This is a genomic window from Streptomyces sp. NPDC104831 (assembly GCF_055583025.1).
Genome location: NZ_JBVJOT010000028.1, coordinates 108,404 through 114,822 on the forward strand (window position 1 = coordinate 108,404; position 6,419 = coordinate 114,822).

6 protein-coding genes and 1 pseudogene are annotated in these 6,419 nt (G+C 72.4%); 3 read left to right on the top strand and 4 right to left on the bottom strand.

The genetic code is table 11. The features are described 5' to 3' along the window. The first annotated feature begins 9 nt into the window (after window positions 1-9). Both ACZ63H_RS20510 and ACZ63H_RS20515 read left to right on the top strand, forming a co-directional pair. Entirely contained in the window at window positions 10-1,566 is a 1,557-nt protein-coding gene (locus ACZ63H_RS20510) for an acyl-CoA synthetase (RefSeq protein WP_469866957.1), read from the top strand. 56 nt (window positions 1,567-1,622) lie between these two features. Continuing rightward, complete coding sequence (locus ACZ63H_RS20515) at window positions 1,623-2,081, top strand: MaoC family dehydratase (protein ID WP_469866959.1); 459 nt, start codon at window positions 1,623-1,625, stop codon at window positions 2,079-2,081. A gap of 36 nt (window positions 2,082-2,117) precedes the next feature. Here ACZ63H_RS20515 and ACZ63H_RS20520 read toward each other — a convergent pair whose 3' ends face one another. The 4 genes from ACZ63H_RS20520 to ACZ63H_RS20535 all read right to left on the bottom strand — a co-directional run bounded on the left by ACZ63H_RS20520 (window position 2,118) and on the right by ACZ63H_RS20535 (window position 5,695). Then, the gene (locus ACZ63H_RS20520) at window positions 2,118-2,486 is read right to left on the bottom strand and encodes a hypothetical protein (RefSeq protein ID WP_469866961.1); all 369 of its coding nucleotides are present in this window, start codon (window positions 2,484-2,486) and stop codon (window positions 2,118-2,120) included. 219 nt (window positions 2,487-2,705) lie between these two features. Continuing rightward, window positions 2,706-2,879, bottom strand: coding sequence for a CsbD family protein (locus ACZ63H_RS20525; RefSeq protein ID WP_469866963.1), 174 nt, complete (start codon window positions 2,877-2,879; stop codon window positions 2,706-2,708). An 84-nt stretch (window positions 2,880-2,963) separates the two neighbouring features. Further along, complete coding sequence (locus tag ACZ63H_RS20530) at window positions 2,964-3,365, bottom strand: DUF5955 family protein (RefSeq protein WP_469866965.1); 402 nt, start codon at window positions 3,363-3,365, stop codon at window positions 2,964-2,966. 11 nt (window positions 3,366-3,376) lie between these two features. Next, entirely contained in the window at window positions 3,377-5,695 is a 2,319-nt protein-coding gene (locus ACZ63H_RS20535) for a hypothetical protein (RefSeq protein ID WP_469866967.1), read from the bottom strand. Between the two features lie 577 nt (window positions 5,696-6,272). On the opposite strand from ACZ63H_RS20535, the pseudogene ACZ63H_RS20540 reads away from it, so the two are divergent. Beyond that, a pseudogene (locus ACZ63H_RS20540) lies at window positions 6,273-6,419 on the top strand (lytic transglycosylase domain-containing protein); the annotation flags it as partial.

The window sequence follows — 6,419 nt, forward strand, 5'->3', positions numbered from 1 at the left end:
GAGGCCGCCGTGCGCAACCGAGGCATCGGCTCCTGGCCCGCACGCCGAGCCCGCAAGACCCCCGGGCGGACCGCCGTGGTCCACGAGGACCGCGAGGTCACCTACCGGCACCTGCACGAGCGGGTGCTGCGTCTGGCCCACGCCCTGCGCGCCCTCGATGTGGCCCGCGGCGACCGGGTCGCCTACCTGGGGCCCAACCACCCGGCCTTCCTCGAGACACTGTTCGCCGCCGGATCCCTCGGCGCGGTGTTCGTCCCGCTCAACACCCGCCTGACCGCACCCGAACTGGCCTACCACCTCACCGACTCCGGCGCCGCCGTCCTCGTGTACGCCCCGGAACAGGCCGAGACCGCGGCCGCGGCCGCCGCCGACGCCGGCGTGCCCCACCGTATCGCCCTCGCGGGACCCGGCCGCGGCGCCCTCGGCTACGACGACCTGCTCGCCCTCGGCGGCACCGAACCGCTGGACGAGCCGGTGGCCCCCGACGACCCGTGCATGATCATGTACACCTCGGGGACCACCGGCCACCCCAAGGGCGCCGTCCTCTCGCACGCCAACATCGTCTGGAACAGCGTCAACGTCCTGGTCGACCTCGACCTGGCCGCCGACGAGGTCACCCTGGTGACCGCCCCCCTGTTCCACACCGCCGCGCTGAACATGACCTGCCTGCCCACCCTGCTCAAGGGCGGCCGGGTCGTCCTGCTCGGCGCCTTCGACCCCGACCGCGTCCTGCACCTGATCGAAAGCCACCGGGTGACCTGCATGTTCGGCGTGCCGACCATGTACGACGCGCTCGCCGCCCGGCCGCGCTGGCCCGAGGCCGACCTCTCCAGCCTGCGCAGCCTCAACTGCGGCGGCGCACCGGTCCCCGAACGCACCATCGCCACCTACCTCGCCCGCGGACTGGACTTCGCCCAGGGCTACGGCATGACCGAGGCGTCTCCCGGGGTCCTCTTCCTGGACCGGGAGCAGACCTTCGCCAAGGCGGGCTCGGCGGGGGTGCCGCACTTCTTCACCGACACCCGCGTGGTGCTGCCCGACGGCCGCGACGCCGCGCCGGGGGAGCGGGGGGAGATCCTGGTGTCCGGGCCCAACGTCATGACGGGCTACTGGAACCGGCCCGCCGAGACCGCCGCCGCGGTCACCGACGACGGCTGGCTGCGCACCGGAGACGTGGCCCGCACCGACGAGGACGGCTTCGCCTACATCGTCGACCGGGTCAAGGACATGTTCGTCTCCGGCGGGGAGAACGTCTACCCGGCGGAGGTCGAGAACGCAGTCCTCGGCCACCCCGCCGTCGAGGAGTGCGCCGTCATCGGTGTTCCCGACGCGTACTGGGGCGAGGTCGGCCGCGCCGTCGTCGTCCTCAAACCCGGAGCCCGCGCGGCGGAGGCGGACATTCTCGACCACCTGCGCGGCCGCCTGGCCAAGTACAAGATCCCCAAGTCCGTCGTCTTCACCGAGGCCCTGCCCCGCACCGCCTCCGGCAAGCTCGTCAAACCCGCCGTGCGCGCGGCCTTCGCCCCGGCCGCCACCGACGGCAGGCGCCCGTCCCCGCCCGACTGAAGCTCACACACCCACAGGCCCGCACACCCGCACCGCGAAGACGGAGAGGACCTCCCATGCCCACCACCGCCCACGGTCTCGACGAGCTGAAGTCCCTGGCCGGCACCGACCTCGGCCGCACCGACTGGCGGGAGATCACCCAGGACCGGGTGAACACCTTCGCCGACGCCACGGACGACCACCAGTGGATCCACACCGACCCCGAGCGCGCCAAGGCCGGCCCCTTCGGCGGACCCATCGCCCACGGCTACCTCACCCTGTCCCTGATCATCCCGCTCTTCAACGAGCTGCTGGCGATCGACGGCGTCTCCATGAGCGTCAACTACGGCCTGGAGAAGGTCAGGTTCCCCAGCCCCGTGCCCGTCGGCGCCAAGATCCGCCTGCACGGCGTCGTCGACTCCGTGGAGGACGTCAAGGGCGACGGGGTGCAGATGCGGCTCACCTTCACCGTCGAGGTCGAGGGCGCCGCCAAGCCCGCCTGCGTAGCCCAGGCCGTCTACCGGCACTACGCCTGACCGGTGGCGGGCTCGATGGTCCCACGGCCGGCTGGGCTACAGGTCGCGGCAGATCCCGCGAGCCCGGTCCAGATCCTTCTTCACGGTCGCGTCGAAGTCGAACACCCGGGCGTGGCGGTCCTGTGAACGGCGAATGGCCTGGGCGAGCTCCTTGTACTTCGCGTCGCCCGCCGCCGCCGACGCGGAGAGCGCCCCGGCTGCCGCGTAGCGATTGAAGGCGATCTCGCCGTCCGGACCCTTCTCCGTGTACTTCCGCGCGTCGAATCCGTCGAGTGCCTCGCACGCGGCACGCGCATCCGCTGCCGGGGTCCCACCGGCAGCGGGGGAGTCGGAGCCGGCGTTCATCGCCCATGCGGCGCCCGTCCCCGCGGCACCGAGCACGAGCCCGGCCACGAGGGAGAGCACCACGCTCCTCGTGCGAGTGCCGGACCGCTCGTGGGACGTCGGGGCGGGGGCGGGGGTGGCGGAAGGTCGCTGTGGTCGCATTCGGCCAAAGGTAGCGTGACCGCACACGACCCGGGCAGGGGGACCTGCCGCCGTGACACGCACACCGGTGCGGCGGAATACCGCGAAGGGCTTTCCCGGCGTACGCGCCCGGAAAGCCCTTCGAAAAAGGAGAAGCGGTCAGTGCTTGAAGGCGTCCTTGGTCTTCTCCTTGGCCTCGCGAGCGTCTCCCGTGCTCTTTTCAGCCTGTCCCTCGGCGGCCATGCGGTCGTTCCCCAGGGCGCTTCCCGCGGCTTCCTTGGCCTTGCCCTTCGCCTGCTCGGTCTTCGCCTTGGCCTTTTCGTTGGCAGTCATGGAACAAGCCTCCAGGTGCTGTGACTCATCGTTGCCGTGTTCCCCGCGTGCCCTGGCTTCTCCTGAACAAACGCTCTCGATGACTCAGGGCAGGGGGAGTCCCTGCACCGACTGCGCGAGTTGCCCCACCGCGGTCACGAGCGGCGCGACCGGCTGGACGAATGCGTTGAGGCGGTCCAGGGCCCGGCGCAGGACCGTGGGCTGCGGTTCCGGCTCGTCCAGTTCCTCCCGCAGGCGGCGCAACTCCCTGGCGGTGGCCTCCGGGTCGGCGAGCAGCGCCCGGTGATCCCGCAGCAACCCTTCGACCTGCGCGAGGAGTTCCGCCGTCCTGCCGGCCTGCGCGGCGTCCGGCGGCGGGAAGGAGACCGCGCCGGAGATCGCCTGGGCGCCTTGTCCCACCGCCTGGTTGCCCACGTAGTGGGTGCCGCCGTTGACGACGAGCCCGTGGTTGACGGGAGGCTCCTGCCGCCCGTGGTCCTCACGCATGACGGGACCTCCTACTCGCCGGGAACGCCGGCGGCGCCGGGGGCGGACGCGCCGGCCTGCTTCGGGAAGTTCTGGGTGGCGGTCGCGCCCGCGCCGATCGCCTGGTTGCCGATGATGCTCGTGCCGCCCTGCTGGATGAGGCCCTGGTTGAGGATGGTCTGCTGCTGGGCGCGGAAGTCGGTGGTGTCGTAGCCGGAGGAGTCGAGGAACTCGCGGACGGCGGCGAAGGTGTGCCGCTCGACCAGGGAGGTGATCCGCTGTGCGTCCAGGACCTGGAAGTAGTTGTGGTAGTCGGGGCTGAGTGCCAGTTCCCGGACGCTGACGCGGGCACCGTAGTCGTAGAGCGGGTCCTGCTCGATGGCGGTCAGCTCGTCGGACATCCGCTTGAGGTGGCGGACCTCGAAGCGGGCGTGGCGCAGCGCGCGGAAGGGCGCGGACACCAGGGCCGGGCCGGTGTGGTGCACGGCGTTCACCAGCAGGCCGCGTTTGGCGGCGGCCGAGAGGGGGCCGTCGAGGCGGTCCACGACGTGGTAGGCGGCACGCACGGGGCCGACGACGTGGTGGTCGATGTGGAGGTGGAGCGTCCTGCCCACGGTCGCCAGGTGCAGGAAGGTGCTCGGCACCACGTCACCGCCCCACATGGGCACGTGGACCGCGAGGCAGTGGCGGACCGTGCCGGTCGGCCGGAGCATGATCTCCTCGACGGTCTCCGCGGGCAGCCGGGTGACCGGGGCCAGTGCCGTGGTGCTGGTGAACCGGTCGTCGGCGCCGAGGGTGGTGCCGTTCACGAAGACCCGGTCCTCGACCGTGAGGGAGGAGAGGGCTTCCTCTTCCGCCGTGGGGACCGCGCCGTCGGCGCCCGGCGCCGCGACCGACCGGAACCGTTCGCGGAGGTGCCCGACGATGTCGGCGGTCGTGAACGGCCGTGGCGCGGTGGTGCGCGCCCGGAGGCCGACGGTGTCCTCGGCGGGCAGCAGCGGCACCGCGAGGGACCACTGCGAGCTGGTCGCCGTGTAGCCGACGAAGGGGGCGTATCCGCTGTACACGGTGACGTTGCCGTCCCGTGCCTCCTTGACGGCCGCCATCCGGTCGGCGACCCACTGAGGCCGGTGCGCCGCGTCGGCGGGCTGCCCGGTGAAGGTCTTCCGGGTCAGGGTGGTGCGCAGCAGCCGGTCGACGTCGAGGTCGTGCCGGACGACCGTGACGTAGGCGAAGGCCGCGGCGCCGAGCGAGGCGAGCACGGCCGGTACACCGGCCAGATAGGTGCCCAGCAGCCACGCCCAGAAGCCGTCGGCCGGCAGGGCGGAGAAGGCGATCGCGCAGGTGAGGGCGAGGAGGGCGACCACGCCGGCCGTGATCCCCAGACGCAGCAGCGCCCCGCCCTCGGGCTGGTGCCGGCCGCGGGTCGCAAGGCTCGGCCGGCCGCCGGTCTGCCGGACGGCGGCCAGGATCACCGTGACGCCGACGAGCCACACGGGCGCGAGCAGCGCGACGACCCCGAAGGCCGCCGTCAGGCGCAGGTCGCGTCCGAGCCGGAGGTCTTGGGCCGCCAGGCAGTGCCGCGCCACCGCCTCCAGGTCGACGCCGGGGGAGGGGGCCACGGCGCCGGCCTCGTCCGCCAGCACGTCCTCCAGCACCCGGTCGGCGAAGTGTTCATCCACGTAGGCCGCGGCGCACAGGTACCGGGTGACGTCCCCCGGTTCGCGGCCGACCGGCATGTTGAGCGGTGCGGTCGTCACGAATGGTCTCCCTTCCGCGTGGTGCCGTCGCCCCGGCCGGGTGCCGGCGCGCCTCGGAGCGGTTCCGCGTGGCGGCCCGGCGAACAGGAGCGCGAGCAGCACGCCGAGCGCGAGGCCGAAGATCAGGGAGCTGCGCGCCAGACCCACGGCGAGCGTGCCGACCGGTGGCAGCGGTGCGTCGTCGACGAGGGCCAGGAGCAGGCCCAGCCCGGCGAAGCCGGCGAGCAGCGTGGTCAGCACGCCCACCGTGAGGCAGCCGGCCCATCCGGGTCCGCCGCGGGCCGAGAGCCACGAGACGAAGAGCACCAGGGTCGCCAGCAGTACCAGGACGCTCAGGTCGTTCGCGACCAGCCCCTCCGTGCCGGCGTACCGGTCGGCGGAGACGTCCCACCCCGGGGTCAAGGCGGCCTGCGTCACCCAGCGCAACAGGTCGGTCTCGGATCGTTCGATGTAGAACTTCCGTGTGTAGAAGTCCAGGAGCGGCCGCTGAACCCAGGGACTGCCGGCGACGACGACGATGAGGATCAGTAGTGCGAGGCGTCGGCGCGGGCCGGCCTTCCGGTCGGGCGCGAGCCGCCGGACGATCGACATCTGGGGTCCCCCTCCCCGTTGCCGCGGATCGGTGGCCGCACTCTATGGCATGGCCCCGTCTCCGCAACCACGAACGGGGAAGCTCCTACCGGAATGGGAAAGGGGAGTGGCGGGAGGGGCAGGAGTCCGCGCGCGTGCCGCTCGGGTCCGTGGCCGAGACGGGCGCTGCGCCGGGGCGACCAGGCGGGCCGCCTCGGAGACCGCGGTCACATTCGACGGTCCCGGACGGTGACCCTTCGCGAAGGACCGGACGCGTGGTGTGTACGGCCCGGTGAAGGACCCCACATGACGCACGTCACCTACGACCTCGCACCGTAGCGCCTCTGACCCGGTTCACCCCTTCCCGCACCCCCTCTGACCTGCGGAGTGAGGCCCACGTCACACACTTAGCACTCCTCATGAATCCGGCCACCACTAGTAAAAGGGGTCATTGCGGGCATCTTCCGGGGCTGCTTATCTGGACGACGTCGCCAGGCGCCACGAGCCCGCAGCGGGCCGCGGCGCCGACGCATACCGGGCCACCCCGTGGCCCACCGCATGCGGGCGACCCCCCTATCCCCGACGCAAGAGGTACTCCGTGACCGTCTCCATCATCCGCCGCATCGCCTCCCCGAAGAAGGCCCTCACCGCCGCCGCCCTGGCCGCCGCCACCGCCGGCATGGCACTCACCGCCGCCCCGGCTCACGCCGCCCCGGCCCAGGCCTCCTCCGCCCAGGCGATCGCG